Below are 17,842 nucleotides of genomic sequence, written 5' to 3'. Positions count from 1 at the left end.
TCTTATGTTTCATACAGAAGGGAGCAGGTATTATGACTATTCAAGGGAGTGTCTCTATTTCGGTCCCGGACCCGGTGTTCAAATGGGGAGTATGTGAAATTGTACTGCATGGAGGGCTTGTACGGGGGAATCCGTATACGGATGTTTCATTGCATGCAGAATTTACACTCGGAGAACGCTCTATTCAAACTTCCGGGTTCTATGACGGGGAGGGAGTGTACCGCATCCGGTTCATGCCAGGCAGCGCAGGGAAGTGGGGGTTCCGGACAAGCAGCTCAGAACCCGCTCTTCACGGGATTGAAGGAGCCTTCGAATGTGCAGCGGCAAGTACAGGGAATCATGGGCCGGTCCGTGTCAGGAATACCTTTCATTTTGCCTATGAAGACGGGACGCCGTATCTTCCAGTTGGAACCACGTGCTACGCATGGACGCACCAGGAAAAAGAGATGGAACAGCAGACTCTGGAAACTTTGAAAGCGGCTCCATTCAACAAATTAAGAATGTGCGTCTTCCCTAAGTCATATTCCTACAACTCTAATGAGCCGGTGTATTATCCGTTCGAAGGCTCGCCTGAGGATGGCTGGGATTACAGCAGATTTAACCCGGCATTTTTCCGGCATTTGGAGGAGCGGATTGCCGACCTCGGTGAGCTTGGCATTGAGGCAGATCTCATTCTATTCCATCCTTACGACCGCTGGGGATACGCTGATATGGGCAGGGAAGCGGATAACCGCTACCTTCGTTACCTTGTGGCAAGACTCTCGGCTTACCGTCACATCTGGTGGTCTCTTGCGAATGAATATGATTTCATGGGAAACAAAACGCTTGAGGACTGGGAGCGATACGCCCGAATCGTGACAGAGAATGATCCTTATCAGCACCTGATCTCCAACCACAATGGCTCGATATTCTACGACTTTGGCAAACCCTGGGTTACCCATTGCAGTATTCAGCGTGTTGACGTATACAAGACATCTGAGAGTACAGACGAATGGAGACAACAATGGAACAAGCCGGTAGTGATCGATGAATGTGCTTATGAAGGCAACATCGAACACGGCTGGGGAAACATTACCGGAGAAGAAATGACCCGCCGGTTCTGGGAAGGGTTCGTACGCGGAGGATATGTGGGGCACGGTGAAACCTATCTGCATCCGGAGGAGAAGCTTTGGTGGGCCAAAGGCGGCCAGCTCTATGGTACCAGTCCTGAGCGTATTGCGTTTTTGCGGCGTGTATTGGAAGAAGGGCCTGCCGGGGGCTTGAACCCCTTGCCTTCCCAGTGGGATCTGCCTTGTGCCGGGGTTGAAGATGAATATTATCTGTTCTATTTCGGGTTCAATCAGCCTATGTTCCGTGATTTCAAGCTGAACCCGAATATCCGCTATAAGGTTGAGCTGCTCGATACCTGGAACATGACCGTGGAGACACTGGAGGGCAGCTATGAAGGCAATTTCCGGATCGGCCTGCCCGGGCGGACTTACATGGCGGTGAGAATGACACGTCTCTATGGGGACAATCAGCAGCTGGGGGAATCTTGTTAGAGGTGAGGGATATGTGGAAGATAGGTGTTGTGGGTGCGGGGTATTGGTCCGATAAGCATCTGAAGGCATGGCAGCGCATCCCCGGGGTTCAGATTCAAGGCCTATGCGATACAGATACGGAAAGGCTGCATAGAAAAGCACAGGAATACGGTATTCACGCCGATAAGCTGTACGCTACGCTGGATGAGATGCTGGCTGCTGCTGATGTAGATGTGATCGATATAATTACTGCGCCCGGTACCCATCCGGAGTTAGTAGGTTCAGCTGCCCGGGCAGGCAAACATATCATGTGCCAGAAGCCGTTTGCCCGTTCCATAGAAGAAGCCCGTGGCATGGTTGAAACCGCCAAGGCTGCGAAGGTGCGGCTGATGATCACGGAGAACTGGCGCTGGCTGCAGCCGGTCCAGACCCTCAAGCAATTACTTGCTGACGGTGCAGCCGGAGATTTAAATATGATCCGCTACATCCATACCGATTATTATTCGCCGCGGTTTGCACCGGAGAATGAGCTTCCGCAGCCGTTCTTCCGGGAGATGCCGAAGCTGCTGTTCTATGAGATGGGTGTTCACTGGTATGATACATGGCGGTTCCTGTTTGGAGACCCCAAGCGGTTGTATGCGGAGATGAGACGGATCAGCCCGTACATTACAGGTGAGGATGCAGGACTGATTACTCTCGGATACGAGAATTATATGGGCTTAATGGATATGAGCTGGGCGACCCGGCAGAATCTGCAGGGCAAGCTAACGGCACCAGTGCTGCCTAATCATCTGGAGCAGCTGATCATCGAGGGCGATAAGGCAACAGTGAAGCTATACAGCAGCGGCACCATCAGCGTGATTGATAACAATGGTGTGGAGACTATAGTTTCGGAGAACAACGGCCTTGATTTCGAAGAGAGCCACTACCGCCTGCAGTCACATTTCATTCAATGCCTGAATACGGGCGGGGAATTCCAGACGAGCGGAGAAGACAATTTGAAGACGCTGGAGCTTGTATTCGAAACGTACAGAAGCGCTGAGGAACATAGGGTTATACATTTTTGAGCAGCTTTAGCGCCTTGATGTGTTCATTATGGATGATTACCAACACCCCAAACTACTCCGCCTAAGCGGAAGGCTTGGGGTGTTCTATATTTATACAAATATATATTTTAAAATTGAAATAAATATGGATTTGCTTTATTTTTAAGCAGGAAAATATAAACATATATTGAATACATCAAGCAAAGAGGGAGGATGGAAATGGGATACAGTGAAAATCAGTTGCGCTCGTCATTAACACCGGCAGTTTCAATGATTCTGAACACTCATTATCACTCTGTAATCATGAAAAACCCCCAATCCGCCTGGTTCATAGAGACGCATAAGGAATTATTAGATGCAACCTTCACTATGACCTTAATGTCTATAATAGAAGCATTGTTCCTGGGGCCTTCTGATTATGAGCAGTACCTGCACACACAGGAGCAAGAGGGGTTTGCGCAAGGGGCTTATACTGCAGAGATATTCGGCGACCATTTTGATATCCTGCTTGAAATGAGCAAAGATTTGAACTTAACCGCCCAGAATATGATGTTCCGGACCATTGAAGCGCTTGTGGATGATTCGGCGAACCGGCTGTTTTTCTATAATCGGCTGATGGAATCCAACTGGACCCGGTTTACCGGCTTCGCTCAAGGTTATTTGTCTAATAAAAACCAGCAGATCGACAATCTGCATGAACAAAAAATTGCGGTTATGGGACAGATGGCCGCAGGCATGGCACATGAAATCCGTAATCCGCTGGCTTCAATCAAGGGCTTCGCCCAGCTTGTGAATAATAGGCTTAATGAGCCTGAGATCAAAGCTAATGAACTGCGTGCCTACATGGATATTACAATTAAAGAGATCGATACGCTGAACGGCTTAGTTACGGACTTCCTGATGCTGTCGCGGAAAGGGGATCATGCGAAGAACAGCGGCGTAGTGTTTAATGTAATCGAGGTTATACATAGAGTGAACAACATTGTGAATCAGCTCATACTTAGCGGCGATATTATTCTGGCAGTGGATTATTCGGATGAGACTATTCTGACTTTCGGAAATGCCTCACAGCTGGAGCAGGTCTTCCTGAATATTTTGAAGAATAGCATTGATTCCTTCACCGCATGCCAAGGCAGGATAGATATTACAGTGACCACGGCGGATGAGACCCATGAAATCATGCTGATCTTCAAAGACAATGGCGAAGGGATACCGCCGGATAAATTAAAACGGATCTTCGATCCGTTCTATACCACCAAGCAAAAAGGGACAGGCATCGGCTTGTCCATCTGTAAACAATTAATTGAAATGTACGGCGGTCAGATTAGGGTAGATTCGGAATTTCAGGCAGGAACCAGCGTGAGGGTAACTTTGCCGTGGGTGTGCGAATCCAATGAGCGTGTGGAGGGTGGTCTGTTGAATGCCCAGTAGGGAGCTTTGGTGTGTTGGCTGTGGTCCCCAAGGGCATAATTCGAGTAGGTTAGGGAGTGGAAGATGTTTTCTATACTCAGTATGATTATTTTTTATATCTTCGTAGTCCCTTTATCTGTGTTCCTTCATGAGATGGGCCATGCCGCTGCTGCAATAGGTTTAACGAAGAAGGAAGTGCTGGTCTGTATGGGGTCAGATAATCCCAGCCAACAGGCATCATTGAGATTAGGCCGTTTGAAAATTCACTTCACCTGGGGTTTAACCGGTAGCGTTTCGACAAAGGATGAGGGAGCAGCTCTTTCAAAAAGGCAAATTATTGGCATCGCATTAGGCGGCCCCATCGTTTCACTATTGTTAGCCGTTTCTATGCTCGTTGTATATCTAACTGTTCCAAAGAGTGCATTTATAGACAATCTAGTTTTTGCAGCCGGTATATTCAACGTCATTAACCTTGCTGTAACGTTAGTACCGGTGATCTATTCTGCAGGGCCTTATGCCGGTCGCCCATCTGACGGGTATCGGATTCTTGCTGCTTTGGGGAGAAGATAGCTCATTAGTATGTTTTCACGTACACTGGTAGGATAGAGCAATTATCGAACTGAGCTGCGGGGTGAGTGGAATGGAGAAGCTGATAGAACGGATCAAGGGTGAGTTATTGGCACAAGCAACGATAGAGAGTGTTGATCCACTGGAACCCGTGAAGGTCCGCAGCGTGCCGAAGCCCTGGAAGGTGCTGGGAACCGGGAATTACGCTGCCGTATTCTATCATCCGGAAGCTCCCGGTTATGCAGTGAAGGTGTACGCCCCGGGCAGGCCGGGCCTTACGGAAGAAGCAGAGGTGTACCGCCGCCTCGGCCGTCATCCGGCATTCTCCGAATGCTATTACAGCGGACCGGACTTTCTGATCCTGAAACGGCTGCAAGGAGTTACCTTCTATGACTCGATGAAAAGGGGAATTCTCATCACCGCGCAGGCCATAGAAGATATTGACAGCGCGCTGGGTTATGCCCGTTCCCGCGGACTCCACCCGCATGATGTCCACGCCAAGAATGTGATGGTTCAGGACGGCCGCGGCCTGATCGTAGATATATCCGATTTCCTGAAGGATGAGGACTGCAGCATGTGGGAGGATTTCAAGAAGGCGTATTATCACCTGTACCGGCCTGTTGCCTCCCGCTGGATGTTTCCGGTTCCCCGGCCCATTCTGGAGATCGTCCGCAAGGGCTACCGGTTGTGGCGGCGGTTGAAGGAATAAGCTGGGCGGTCACTTATTTCTATTACCGGAGGATGGAGTAGTAGGCGACCGATTCGTCGATCAAGCGGGATAACGTCAACTCACGGAAGCGGCTGTTTACCGGGTATGGAGTAAAGGCGGCATGAGAGTTTACCTGATGCGCATGTCTTCCGTGCCCCGCGGTAACAGGAACCCTGACCTGAAGAATGCCGGATAAGGCGGATTGCAGCAATCCAAGCTGACCTGTTGCCCACTCCTGCTCCTTGCGGCGCAAGGTTACCACTATCTCCTCCACTGTTGAATGGTGAATACATCTCAGAGGAGCCCCCCATTTCGTCAAATCAAAGGATTGTCCACTTCGTGTAATCTCGATCTCGCATGCCCCGTAATGAATTTGTTCTCCCCAGGTGAGCCGCAGCAGCAGATATAATGAACCGGCCCGGACCGGTCTGTCGGCGAACGAAGGAGTGGTATCAAATGCAAAGAGTTCAATCTGCGATAGCTTGTTACTATTCATGGATACTGCCCTCCTGAAGTTCCATAGGCACTATTGATGTTAAATGATGGGTTTGTTTCGCCCGGGCCAGATAACCGGTAAGCTGGGCTTCATTCTCGCAAACGGCCGCATGCTCCAGCCAGATACTATATTTAGTTTTACGGACAACAGACAGATGCAAGGGGAATTTGTCACGGGACCGGAGGACATACCAGCCATAAGACATACTTTTCCAGGGTTCCTTGAAGGCTGTCCAAAAAGCCAGGCGCTTGCGCGTCTGCCAGTCACGTTCCTGCTGCTTGTCTCTGATGCTAGTGTAAATATTGTACAGCACCTGTTCATTAGAACAAGTGAAATAGGCTGAGGCTCTGCAAAAGTGAAACAGCGTTTCGATCTGGTCTGCCCCAAATCCGTAACCTACAACATACCGTTGCTTGCCCTCTTCGTACCACAGTACCCCAAAGCTCGAATACTCCAGACTTACCGGATCCAGCATATGCGGATGAATGCCCAAATAATAGGTTGTCGATGTCTGTATCTCTGCCACTCTTCAAGACTCCCTCCAGTTGCTCACAGGAACTCAGCATAGGTGTTAATGGGAATCATACACGCAGTTCTATTCCATGTAAAAAGCGCAACCGGCGTTAAAAGTCAGCCATAGCACATATCCCGGCAGAAAGTGAGAATAATCCTGCTTATTCTTGGTGTCAGCATGGTTTTTCTTCCGTATACGTTAGTTTGTTGCCTTCTTAACGGGATCTTAACTGATGGCAGAATAGTCTTATAAGTTCTTAATCCCGGGGCGGAAGGCCGAGATCATCTTGAACACCTTGCCGAAATGGGTGAGGCTCTCGAAGCGGGCAATGTCTATATTCTCCTAATCGGGTGACTTGAAAATTAAGGTTTGATATAGCCGGCTCCATTTACAATGGTAGGGATAGTTACAGCTAATTGAAAATGGACAGGAGCGCGGCCAATGCAATATACCAACCCCGTAATACCCGGATTTCATCCCGATCCCAGCATCTGCCGGGCAGGTGACGAATATTATCTGGTGACCAGCACATTTGAATATTATCCGGGAGTACCCATTTTTCACAGCAGGGATCTTGTCCATTGGCGTCAGATTGGACACTGCCTTACAACGGCCGGACAGCTGCCTCTGGAGAATGCAGGGAGCTCCGGCGGAATATACGCCCCGACGCTCCGCTATCATAACGGCTGGTTCTATATGGTGACCACCAACGTTAGCGGAATGGGCAATTTCTTCGTCAAGACACAGAACCCGGAAGGTCCCTGGTCACAGCCGTACCCGGTTGCGCAGAGCGGCATCGATCCTTCCCTGTTATTCGATGAGGACGGACGCGTCTACTTTCAGTCCGCCCGGGACGGTGAGCAGGGGAACGGGATCTACCAGTGTGAGATTGATATCGAAACCGGGTGTATGCTGACAGAGAGTATGCTGATCTGGAAGGGAACCGGCGGCGCTCATCCCGAGGCTCCGCATGTCTACCGGAATAACGGCTGGTACTATTTGATGATCGCCGAGGGCGGAACGGAATACGGGCATATGGAGACCATCGCGAGAAGCCGCCAGCCTTACGGGCCTTATGAAGCTTGTCCGCATAACCCGATTCTGTCCAACCGCAGTATGCACAGCAGCATACACGCTACGGGTCATGCGGACCTGATTGAAGCGCAGGACGGCAGCTGGTGGGCGGTTTGCCTGGGGATCAGACCGGTCTCTTATCCGATGGGGCATCATTTGGGCAGGGAAACTTTTCTGGCTCCGGTGACCTGGACGGCTGAAGGCTGGCCGGTGATTGGGAACGGCGGCCACATCGAGCCGGTTATGGACTCGCCGCTGCTGCCGGAAGTTCGCTGGCCGGAGAAGCCTGTGCGGGACCACTTTGACGGCACCGGGCTTGGCCTGGACTGGACTTTTCTGCGCAATCCCGCAGAGGGAAGCTGGTCGCTGGAGGAACGGCCGGGCCATCTGGTGCTGCATGGCCACGAGGCCACGCTGAATGAAGCGGCTGCGCCCGCTTTTGTTGGCCGCCGGCTTAGTCACTTCACGGCCAATATAGCAGCAGCGCTGGATTATGAGCCGCAGCATGAAGGAGAAGAAGCCGGGCTTACGGTGTATAAGAATGAGAGGCATCATTATGAGCTGGTCCTCCGCACTGCGAACGGCCGGAGAGTCGCCGTGTTCCGGCGGACGGTCGGTTCGCTTCGGGTGGAGCATGTAGAAGAATGTCCGGCCGGACCGGTTATTCTGAGGATTAAGGCGCTGCCCGGCAGCATAGAAGCCTCGGTTCAAAGCCCGGAGTCCGGGGTGACGGAAATTGGCAGCGGAGAGACACATCATCTCAGCACAGAAATCTCCGGAGGATTCACAGGCGTATTCGTTGCGATGTATGCAACGTCAGGGTCTGGGCTGGCTACTCCGGCGGCGTATGACTGGTTCGATTATGAGCCGCTGGATCAGCCCGCGGTATAGAGTACGGAGCAGGGGTCCATGCAGACCTGCTGTATGGACCCCTGCAACTGCTGCCCTGGCGGCAGGATCACCCGTCCCCGCTGGGGTTTAAACTATAACTGATTGAGCTTGCTTTCTGGCTCTTCACCATTTCCTACACGTTTTATATTATTTATGAAGAAATCATATCTTTTTTTATGGAATTTTCGGCCATCAGGCATTCCTGCTGTATGAGGAGTAAGGATCACATTACCCAGATTCCGGAGTTCACTGTCAATGGGAAGCGGTTCCGATTCAAACACATCCAGGCATGCGCCTGAAATATCCCCGTTTTTTAAGGCATCTATCAAATCTCTTTGGTTGACAATCCCGCCCCGGGCTGTATTGATGAAAAGACTGGTATTCTTCATTTTGCTCAATGCCGCTTTGTTGATCAGCTGTTTGGTTTGCGGAGTCAAGGGTACATGTACACTGACTATGTCCGATGTGCTTAGAAGAGTATCGAAATCTGTCATTTTCACCAAACCGTCTGATTGAGGAGCAGCATGTCTCGCATAAGCCAGTACATTCATATCAAAAGCCCCGCAAAACGCAGCTACTTTTTTGCCGATAGCGCCCAAACCGATAATCCCAATCGTTTTGCCGTTTAATTCACTCCCTGTATAGTCCAATTGATGTTCATCCAGCTTGTTTTTCATGAAATGATCAAGAAACGGTATGTTTTTATAATAAGACAATATCAGTGCCATTACGTGCTCGGCCACTGCCTGTGCATTCACTCCTGCAGCATTGGCCACCCAAATACCGAGCTGTGTACAGGCAGGGATATCTACATTATCAAATCCTGCACCCGTCTGTACCAATTTTAATTTTTTGGCGTTAGCAAGCAGGCTGTGATCCACTTTAATATGTTCAGGGATGAGTACCTGGCAGTCTTCAATATGATGCAGCATTTCTTCTCCGGGCGGTACAATAACCACGTTCCAGTCTTGCGGAAAATACCTTGCAATATTTGATTTTGCGGTCTCGTTAAAATAGCCAACGATGAGAATCTTCATTACTTAACCACCTTTCATATTTTTAAACATACTGAATAATTTTGTGAAACACAAATACTACTGCTGATTACGGTAAGCCTTTGGGGACCTGCCGTACGTTTTTTTGAAGAGGCGGGTGAAGTAGTTGCTGTCATTAAATCCGCACCTATAGGAGATTTCTGTAATCGGGTGTCTGGTTTGCCTGAGCAGTGAGCAGGCCTGTTCCAGCCGGAGGCGCTGAATATAAGCAATCGGTGTAGTCTGATAATACGCCTGGAAGATCCGGTTCAAATGCCGGACAGAGATATCTGATTTGGCGGCAATGGAATCAAGGGTAACCGGTTCATGATAGTGATCCTCGATATAGGAGATCGCACTGGCGAGGTGCATCAGGCTGTTGTCCACGCCCTTCTCCTGAGTGTCATAATGTCTGGACAGATAAACGACAAGCTCCATGAATCTGGAGGCGAGCATGGTCTGATAACCGTGGTGCTTCTGCTCATATTCGTTAATCATCCCGGCCACAAGCGATGACACATATTCCAGGCTGACGATGGGGAGGTTCATTTTGCTTTTATAGGCGTTAATGCTGCGGTAAAAGGGTTCTAAGACAAACAGCGCCTGATAGCCGTTCAGCGTTCTTAAGTCCGGTCCGGCCAGCTTGAGCATATCGGCTTTGTACATAATGTTGCAGATCTTGAAATCATACGGGTCCTTATACGCATGCGGAGTACCGCCGTTAATGACGAATACATTGCCTTTCTTAATAAAGGCTTCCTCATCATTGACGATATGCGAAGCATGCCCCTTCAGCACAATCACAAGCTCCGAGAAATCCGCATGCATATGCAGATCCATATCTTCCTCATGGCCGCCGTATTGAATAAAGAACGGGAAATGCTCATCGGTCGTGAACCAGTTCAAATATACATTGCTCATAAAGCTCCCACCTCTGAAATACGTGTTTGTCTATATAATGCTAGTCTGCGACTCGAAAATCAAGGTTATCCGCCAACATCGGCGCTAAAATGAGACTGTAAACGCATTCAGCAAAAGGGGATGAGAGAGATGAAGGCAACACTTTCAAGAAAACTAGGCACGGCGCTTCTGGCAGGCACGCTGCTCATTTCGGCAGGCTGCAGCAGCAATGCGGGCAATAACGCCGGGAATGCTGCGAACGGGAATACCAGCGGAAATGATACAGCTCCGGTCACCTTTACTTTTTTTGGTGCCGATGCCAGTCCGAACTGGAACAAGATGCAGGATGATATCGGCAAAGAGATTACCGCCAAGACAGGGGTTACCCTGAATGCGGAATTCGATGTCGGCAGCGGCGGCGGTCAGGACAAAATCTCCATGATGGCAGCCAGCGGGGATTATCCCGAACTCATCTATGCCAAGGGCGAGCTGGGCAAGCTGGTGGATGCGGAAGCCGTCCTTGATCTGACCGATCTGATCGACAAATACGCGCCTAATATCAAAAAAGTAATGGGTGATAACATGAACCGGATGAAATACAGTAACGACAACCAGGCCATTTACTCGATCCCGACCAATGTCGGTGTGGATAACCAGAATTTTGATGCAACCAACGGCTTTCAGATTCAGCACCGCGTATTGAAGGAGCTTGGCTATCCGGAGGTCAAAACGGTGCAGGATTATGAGAATGTGCTTAAGGAATATGCGGCCAAGCATCCGACCACGGACGGGCAGCCGACCATCCCGATGACGGTGAACGCGGACGGCTGGAAGGTTATGATAACCGTCACCAATCAGGGGGATGTCACAACAGGCGGAACCAATGACGGCGAATATTATGTGAATCCGGAAACGTACGAGACGATGCTGCATTATAAGAAACCGGAGGAGAAGGAGTACTTCCGCTGGCTGAACCATATGTATAATGAAGGGCTGCTCGATAAGGACTCTTTTGTCCAAAAGGATGATCAATACAAAGCCAAAATCGCCAGCGGCCGGGTGCTGGGTCTCACTTCTGTAGAATGGGAGTATCAGGATGCGGAGAATGCCCTCAAAGCGGCCGGCAAAGATGAGTATACGTATGCGCACTTCCCGGTGACGCTGAGTGAGAAGTATAAGGATCATGCGATGCAGTCAGTAGGAGTGGACGGCTATGGCATCAGCATCACCACTGCCTGCAAGGATCCGGTCCGCGCAATTAAATTCCTGGACTGGCTGTCCTCGGAAGAAGGCCAGGTGCTGAGAAACTGGGGCATCGAAGGCAAACAATACAATGTGGACAATGGACAACGTGTCATTCCTGCTGACATTCTCGACCAGAAGGTTAACGATGCCGCAAATTTCACCAAGAATACAGGGATTGGCTTATATTCCATCCTGGGTGTCCGCTACGGTGACGGGGTGAAGGATTCCACGGATAATTACTATACCACGAACTTCCCCGAACAGATCCTTGCCGAATATTCGGATGCAGAGAAGGAAAGCCTGGCCGCTTATAAAGCGACAACCTGGAAGGATCTCTTCCCTGCGGAGGATGAATTCCCGGTCAAAGAGTGGGGCGCGCTGTACAACATGCCGGTGCCAACCGATGGGGACTATCAGGTCATCTATCAAAAAACACAGGATATCGTCCACAAGCGCATACCGGAAGCCATCCTCGCCAGCACAGCCGAGTTCGATACAATCTACGATGATTTCATTGCAGAGCTGAACAAAGCCGGTGCTGAGAAGATGGAGAAGGAATATACGGAGCTGGTAAAAGCGAGAGTGGAGCTGTTTACCGGGAAGGATGTTGAGTAGGAGCATATGAAGAAACAGCGGCAATCCGGGACGGGGAAATAAGGTCCCGGATTGCCGCTGTTTGATTTAGCTGCCGCGCTCAATTTCTATGGCTGCGATTTATCGTTTAGAAATTTGACAACCTCTTCATAGGCGATTTGCGCAGGCTCCGTCTGTAGTTGGTAGATATAATCATGAGGCAATTTATTTCCGCTGCCTGTCCAATAAACACTTGTAACGTCAACACCCTTAGCTCTGAGAACGGCGTCCATTTCGTAGGTTTGAGGTTCCAGAGGATCAGCATCACCTGCGGTTATAAATGTTGCCGGATATTCGGAGGTGATATTTTTTACAGTTGAAAGCTCGTCTAATCTGGAGTAGTTTTCGTAATCTTTCTGTCCAGTGTAACTCCAGGCATATTTTCTAAACCCGGGGAAGTTATCCCGTGCTACAGTATCAAAGTCATATACACCATTCAATAACAGTAAGCCTTTCACGTTTGCAGCCGGTATATCCAAATTTACCCCGACTTGCTGTTCAAGAGTGGGATTAGTAATCATCGCTCCCAGCTGACTTGATATTTGCGCACCCGCTGAGTTACCGCCGATGAAGAGCTTTGCAGGATCTGCATTGTATTCCTCAGCATGAGTCTGCAGATAATGGATTGCTGCTGCGGCCTGCTGTATGGGAGCCGGATATCTGTACTCAGGAGCGAGCGAATAATCCAGGGAAGCCACAACATATCCTTCCGACGTTAAGAGTTTCGAGAAGGAACCCACTTGTTTCGCAGTACCTACGGTCCAGCCGCCGCCATGTATGAATAAAATCAGGGGCTTAGGCTTGTCTGATTCAACGCCAAAGGTATACATGGTTATCTGCGCATCGGGTAAACCCTCGACAGGAATACTGATTACGTCACTAACTTCAACATCTATGATTTGTTCAGCGTACGGACCCACATTTACAGCATTCTCCTGGGTACTAATTAATGCTCTAAAAATAGCCACAAAAGGACGCGGTGTTAGCTGGTTTACAACGACAATTGCGATGATCAGGATAGCTATAATACTTAATGTGATTCCGGTTTTCCTGCCGATCCTGAATTTTTGAACTGATATGTTCATGGTGCCCTCCTAATGAGATTTCTTTGGGTCGAACCGGAATTTAAAAGGTACATTAATCGTTGTGAAGGAATGTTAGCCCTTTGGTATTTTCCGGTAGCTTGAAGGAGAGAAGCCCGAAATCTTCTTAAAGAGCCGGGAGAAATAATAAGGATCATGAATACCCACGGCCGAGCTGACCTCTTTAATGCTCAGTTCAGTAAGATCCAGAAGATGACCTGCCCGTTGGATCTTCAGCCGCAGGAAATATTCAATTGGAGAGACTCCGGTTTCGGAATTAAACAAATAGATCAGATGCTGCTTCGACACTCCCACATGATTAGCCAGCTCAATTAGTGAAATAGAGCCGCCCATATGCCCATTCATGTATTGAACCGCCTGCTCCAGATAAGTTTCGCGTTTCTTCTCTTGAGCCGATTTTCCGGCATTAAGCCCAATTCCTGAGAGCAGCTGCCTTACGGTCTGCGCAACATGTACATGTGTAGTCAGCGCATAAGTCCGCTCGGCCAGCATCTCAAAGGCAGGGATGAACCATTCAATTAAACGGGCTTTACCGCTTGGTGATAATGAGAGGGGAGCATTAGATAAACCGAACAGCTGCACCAGTCTATTCGCGTGGCTTCCTTTGAAATGAAACCAGTAGATGCTCCAGGGGTTCTCCTGCATTGCCCCATACCTGTGTGCGGTTTCGGGAGGAATAATCATCATGTCTCCCTGCTGCAGGTGCATGCGTTCTCCGTGATTCAGCTCGATCCAGCCCGCTCCGGCTTCGCAAAAGATAAAGATATGCGACGGGCTGCCTTCCAGGCGTTCCCTGAAATGATACTGGGCGTTAGGGAAATAACCGATGTCCGTAATAAATAAGGAAGCAGTCAGCTCCTCCTGCTCCAGCTCCTTCATCCAGTATTCCGGAAGCACATATAGCTTCTCCTCGACAAACCCTTCAGGCTTGCGAATATGGTCATGACTCATTTCTGCTGCCCTCCCCCTGTTAAGGGAATATATAGAATCACTAAGCAATAAACGAAAAGCGAATAGGAACGGAGGGGGAATTTGGAACTGTAGGAGCGGTAGCGACCGCCTTTGTCACCGGATTTCAAACCGCGGACAGCGGCAATAATCAAGAAATCTGGTGACAACAGCGGCCGGAAGTCCAAATGTTCACCGCAGTGACGAACACGCTTTAAGTTTAATGCTTTTGGGCTTCTCATATATTTTCGAATAAGAATATAATCCATCACTTCCCGCATTTCGTCAATTGGAACCTTCCCCGGCAGACGCTAAAGTATAACTATCAAGACTAGGGAGGCAGTTTAAGCATGAAGCAAGAAGCTGTAGAGCGTACATTGGAGGCGGCTCCAGCCGGGTCTGGCGGAATCCAAGTTCAGGTATGGGAGACAAGTGTGTTGATTCCTACGTATGAGGCGGGAGAAGCTGACCCCAATCCTATGTTTCTGGAGAAAAGAGTCTATCAGGGAAGCTCAGGCCGCGTGTATCCTCACCCGGTAATCGAGTCCATCTCGGATGTGAAGGCCGATAAAAACTACAAGCTGGTGATCCTGGAGAATGAATACGTCCGGATTGAAATTATGCCGGAAATTGGCGGCAGAATCTACCGGGCTCTCGACAAGACCAATAATTACGACTTCGTCTACTATAACCGGGTCATCAAGCCGGCACTCGTTGGCCTGGCCGGGCCGTGGATTTCCGGGGGGATTGAATTCAACTGGCCGCAGCATCACCGCCCGAATACCTTCGGTCCGGTAGAATACCGGTATGAGCAAACCGAAGATGGAAGCGCTACAGTATGGGTCAGTGAAATTGACCGGATGTACGGCACCAAGGTTACCGCTGCCTTCAAGCTATATCCGCGCAAAGCTTACCTGGAGATTAATGCTCAAGTTTACAACCGGACACCTCAGCCGCAGACCTTCCTGTGGTGGGCGAATCCGGCGGTGGCGGTCAATGATCATACGCAATCGGTGTTTCCTCCGGATGTAACTGCCGTATTCGACCATGGCAAGCGCGATGTATCCCGGTTCCCGATCGCGACCGGCACCTATTACAAACAGGATTATTCGGAAGGTGTAGATATTTCCCGCTACAAGAATATCCCGGTTCCGACTTCTTATATGGCTTATAAATCCGATTATAATTTCGTCGGCGGCTATGATCACGGCGTAGAAGCTGGGCTGCTGCATGTGGCGAATCATCATGTTTCGCCCGGCAAAAAGCAATGGACCTGGGGAAATGGAGAGTTCGGCCAGGCGTGGGACCGTCAGTTGACCGATGAGGATGGCCCGTACATTGAGCTTATGACTGGCGTATACACGGACAACCAGCCTGACTTTACCTGGCTGCAGCCTTATGAGGAGAAGACCTTCACGCAATATTTCATGCCTTACAAGCAAATTGGGGTCGTGAAAAATGCTTCAATTGACGCAGCTGTCAACTTGGAGATTGATGCTGAATCCGGTCAGGCATTGGTTAAGGTGTATGCGACCTCAAAGCTGGAGCAGGCAGTCGTAGAACTGAGCGGGGCAGCCGGCTGCTATCTGCGTGAGACGGTGGATGTGTCCCCGGTGGATGTGTATCAGACAGCTGTACCACTGGACAACGGGGAGCAGGAGCATGACTTGAAGCTGTCTGTCCGGAATGCGGAAGGCAGACTGCTTATCGCCTATCAGCCGAAACGTCCTGATATTGAGCGTATTCCCGATGCTGCCAAGCCGCTCGCGGCGCCGGAAGAGCTGTGTTCAGCAGAGGAGCTGTATCTGGCAGGCCAGCATCTGGAGCAATACCGGCACGCTACGTTCGAGCCGGAAGCCTACTATCTGGAGGGCTTGAAGCGGGACGGCGGAGATATCCGGCTGAATGTGGCATATGGAATCTTGCTGCTGCGCCGCGGACTTTATAGGGACAGCGAGCCCTATTTCCGTAAGGCGATTGAACGTCTGACCCGGCGTAACCCTAACCCGTATGACAGCGAGGCTTACTATCAGCTGGGTGCCGCACTTCGCGGCCAGAACCGTCTGAACGAAGCCTATACTGCTTTTCACAAATCAGTCTGGTCGGCAGCCTGGCAGGATGCAGGTTACTTCTCTCTGGCACAAATTTCAAGTCACAAGGGAGAGTATGCGGAAGCGCTTGACCAGGCGGAACGTTCGCTGATCCGCAATTCACGCAATTACAAAGCCCGTAATTTGAAGGCAGCTATGCTCCGCAAGCTTGGATTATTGGAGCAGGCCAAGGCATTCGCTATGGAAACTATGGGTCTGGATATCGCTGATTTCGGTGCCTATAACGAGCTGGCGCTGGCACTGCGTGCACTGGAAGACACTGCTGGTGCTGAAAAGGTTCTGTCCGAACTGCATCTGCTCATGCGCAGTGACGCACACAACTATCTTATTCTGATCTCAGACTATATGGACAGTGGCCTGCTGCCAGAAGCCATTGAGATTGGCGAAAGAGCTGTTCCTGCCGGAAGCTCCGTGTATCCGGTGCTGCATTACGCTCTTGGAGAGCTGTATGCACGTACGGGGCAGCTTCAGAAGGCGGAAGAGCAGCGCCGTGCCGGCCAGTCCGCAGATCCAGCCTATTGCTTCCCTAACACTTTGTTTGAGCTGGCACTGCTGGAGAGCACCGTTGAGGCCAGTCCGGAAGATGACAAGGCGCATTACTATCTGGGCAACTTCTTTTATGATAAAAAACGCCCGGAGGAGGCTATCGCAAGCTGGGAGCGTTCACGGGAGCTTCGGGGGGATTACGCTACAGTTCACCGTAACCTGGGACTCGCCTATTTCAACAAGCAGGATAACCCGCGGGCGGCCATGGCTTCGCTTGAGCAGGCGTACGCCTGCTCACCGGAAGATGTGCGGATACTGTTTGAACTGGACCAGCTCCGCAAGAAGCTGGCCTGGACCTCAGCTGAGCGCCTCGCCATTCTTGAAACGAAGCGCGGCCAGGTGGAGCGGCGTGATGATCTTTTCGTCGAATATGTTACGCTGCTTAACAATCTTGAACGGTATGATGAAGCTCTCGCAGCCTTAAGCTCACGGAATTTCCACCCTTGGGAAGGCGGGGAAGGCAAAGTAACCGGACAATACAAGTTCGCCCATACGGAGCTTGGCAAACAGCATCTGCAGGCTGGACTTTACGGGGAAGCGGTTGCCCGCTTCAAGCAGGCTCTCGTCTATCCGCTGAATCTGGGTGAAGGCAAGCTGGAGGGTGCCCGGGAGAACAATATCTACTATTACCTCGGTATGGCCTACGAAGCTCTGCAGCAGAAACAAGAAGCCATCGCCAGTTATGCCATAGCTTCACAGGGACTGGATGAACCGGCAAGCGCGATGTTCTACAACGATCAGCCGCCGGAAATGATTTTCTACCAGGGGCTGGCGTGGCTGAAGCTGCATAATGAGAAGGAAGCCAAACGCCGCTTCAATAAACTGATTGATTATGCGGAGAAGCATATTTTTGATGAGATCAAAATGGACTACTTTGCGGTGTCGCTGCCGGATTTCCTGGTGTTTGAGGATAACCTGGACCGCCGAAATGTGATTCACTGCCGGTATATGCGCGGACTGGGATTGCTCGGACTCGGACGTACCCTAGAAGCTGCTGAGGAGCTGGAAACGGCTCTATTCATGGAGCCTAATCATCAAGGTGCGATGATTCACCGCCGCTTATGTGTACAGAAGTGAAGGGTCAGATCGGGTTGA

General features: G+C 50.3%; 14 protein-coding genes. 8 read left to right on the top strand and 6 right to left on the bottom strand.

Going from position 1 to position 17,842, the window contains the following annotated elements:
- Positions 1-32: 32 nt before the first annotated feature.
- The 5 genes from NSQ73_RS24555 (at position 33) to NSQ73_RS24535 (ending at position 5,252) form a co-directional block, all read left to right on the top strand.
- The gene (locus NSQ73_RS24555; RefSeq protein ID WP_340988522.1) at positions 33-1,541 is read left to right on the top strand and encodes a DUF5605 domain-containing protein; all 1,509 of its coding nucleotides are present in this window, start codon (positions 33-35) and stop codon (positions 1,539-1,541) included.
- 11 nt (positions 1,542-1,552) lie between these two features.
- Positions 1,553-2,587, top strand: a complete 1,035-nt coding sequence (locus tag NSQ73_RS24550; RefSeq protein ID WP_340988521.1) for a Gfo/Idh/MocA family protein — start codon at positions 1,553-1,555, stop codon at positions 2,585-2,587.
- A gap of 198 nt (positions 2,588-2,785) precedes the next feature.
- Complete coding sequence (locus NSQ73_RS24545) at positions 2,786-3,997, top strand: sensor histidine kinase (RefSeq protein WP_340988520.1); 1,212 nt, start codon at positions 2,786-2,788, stop codon at positions 3,995-3,997.
- Positions 3,998-4,060: 63 nt separating this feature from the next.
- Complete coding sequence (locus NSQ73_RS24540; protein ID WP_076242493.1) at positions 4,061-4,546, top strand: hypothetical protein; 486 nt, start codon at positions 4,061-4,063, stop codon at positions 4,544-4,546.
- Between the two features lie 70 nt (positions 4,547-4,616).
- A complete protein-coding gene (locus tag NSQ73_RS24535) occupies positions 4,617-5,252 on the top strand; it encodes a serine/threonine-protein kinase (RefSeq protein ID WP_042134675.1) in 636 nt (211 codons plus the stop codon).
- A 22-nt stretch (positions 5,253-5,274) separates the two neighbouring features.
- On the opposite strand, the gene NSQ73_RS24530 is transcribed toward NSQ73_RS24535, so the two are convergent.
- Both NSQ73_RS24530 and NSQ73_RS24525 read right to left on the bottom strand, forming a co-directional pair.
- Entirely contained in the window at positions 5,275-5,748 is a 474-nt protein-coding gene (locus NSQ73_RS24530; RefSeq protein ID WP_340947450.1) for a hypothetical protein, read from the bottom strand.
- Positions 5,741-6,274, bottom strand: coding sequence for a hypothetical protein (locus NSQ73_RS24525; protein ID WP_340988519.1), 534 nt, complete (start codon positions 6,272-6,274; stop codon positions 5,741-5,743). The genes NSQ73_RS24530 and NSQ73_RS24525 overlap by 8 nt, the downstream gene beginning before the upstream one ends.
- A 429-nt stretch (positions 6,275-6,703) precedes the next feature.
- Here NSQ73_RS24525 and NSQ73_RS24520 point away from each other — a divergent pair, with 429 nt between their 5' ends.
- Entirely contained in the window at positions 6,704-8,227 is a 1,524-nt protein-coding gene (locus NSQ73_RS24520) for a glycoside hydrolase family 43 protein (protein WP_340988518.1), read from the top strand.
- A gap of 92 nt (positions 8,228-8,319) precedes the next feature.
- Here the strand turns inward: NSQ73_RS24520 and NSQ73_RS24515 are convergent, their stop codons facing one another.
- Both NSQ73_RS24515 and NSQ73_RS24510 read right to left on the bottom strand, forming a co-directional pair.
- On the bottom strand, positions 8,320-9,264 hold the full coding sequence (locus NSQ73_RS24515; RefSeq protein ID WP_340988517.1) for an NAD(P)-dependent oxidoreductase: 945 nt from the start codon (positions 9,262-9,264) through the stop codon (positions 8,320-8,322).
- A gap of 57 nt (positions 9,265-9,321) precedes the next feature.
- Positions 9,322-10,182 (bottom strand): helix-turn-helix domain-containing protein, encoded by an 861-nt coding sequence (locus NSQ73_RS24510; RefSeq protein ID WP_171716931.1) that lies wholly within the window; start codon positions 10,180-10,182, stop codon positions 9,322-9,324.
- Positions 10,183-10,311: 129 nt separating this feature from the next.
- Between NSQ73_RS24510 and NSQ73_RS24505 the strand changes: the two genes are divergently transcribed.
- Complete coding sequence (locus NSQ73_RS24505) at positions 10,312-12,021, top strand: ABC transporter substrate-binding protein (RefSeq protein WP_340988516.1); 1,710 nt, start codon at positions 10,312-10,314, stop codon at positions 12,019-12,021.
- 86 nt (positions 12,022-12,107) lie between these two features.
- On the opposite strand, the gene NSQ73_RS24500 is transcribed toward NSQ73_RS24505, so the two are convergent.
- Both NSQ73_RS24500 and NSQ73_RS24495 read right to left on the bottom strand, forming a co-directional pair.
- Positions 12,108-13,124, bottom strand: a complete 1,017-nt coding sequence (locus NSQ73_RS24500; RefSeq protein ID WP_076242499.1) for an alpha/beta hydrolase — start codon at positions 13,122-13,124, stop codon at positions 12,108-12,110.
- Positions 13,125-13,196: 72 nt separating this feature from the next.
- Complete coding sequence (locus NSQ73_RS24495) at positions 13,197-14,093, bottom strand: AraC family transcriptional regulator (RefSeq protein ID WP_039308141.1); 897 nt, start codon at positions 14,091-14,093, stop codon at positions 13,197-13,199.
- A gap of 347 nt (positions 14,094-14,440) precedes the next feature.
- Between NSQ73_RS24495 and NSQ73_RS24490 the strand changes: the two genes are divergently transcribed.
- Entirely contained in the window at positions 14,441-17,824 is a 3,384-nt protein-coding gene (locus NSQ73_RS24490; RefSeq protein WP_340988515.1) for a tetratricopeptide repeat protein, read from the top strand.
- Positions 17,825-17,842: the final 18 nt, after the last annotated feature.

Origin of the sequence: Paenibacillus sp. FSL R10-2736, from assembly GCF_038000245.1 — a bacterium.
Lineage (GTDB): Bacteria > Bacillota > Bacilli > Paenibacillales > Paenibacillaceae > Paenibacillus_AQ > Paenibacillus_AQ phytohabitans.
This window is presented reverse-complemented; position numbering and strand designations above follow the sequence as displayed.